The organism is Adlercreutzia sp. DFI.6.23, assembly GCF_024462535.1.
GTDB lineage: Bacteria > Actinomycetota > Coriobacteriia > Coriobacteriales > Eggerthellaceae > Adlercreutzia > Adlercreutzia rubneri.
On record NZ_JANGBP010000843.1, the window covers coordinates 1 to 286 of the forward strand.

General features: G+C 62.9%; 1 protein-coding gene. It reads right to left on the reverse strand.

The genetic code is table 11. The annotated features are described in order from the left end of the window. A partial coding sequence (locus tag NE591_RS15710) for a carcinine hydrolase/isopenicillin-N N-acyltransferase family protein (protein ID WP_305145290.1) occupies window positions 1–286 on the reverse strand: 286 nt, incomplete at both ends.

Sequence of the window (286 nt, forward strand, 5' to 3'; positions counted from 1 at the left end):
GTCGCAGTAGGCGGCCATGGGCGCAGAGTGAAAGCGGTTGGTCGCGCACACATAGGGCTTTTCCTCTGTGGGGCGGATCACCTCCACGCGGTCCCGGTTGGCCTCCAGCACGGCAATGCTGCCGCTCCTGTCCGCCACGGTAAAGGTCTGGGCCGAGCTGATGGGCAGCTCCTGGATACAGCCGATGACCTCCTCGGTGCTGCGGCATTTTTCCAGAAAATACCGCAGCAGCATGCCCGCGTTCATCCCCGGCTTTATGGCGTGGGGATAGACTGCAGTAAGCCCG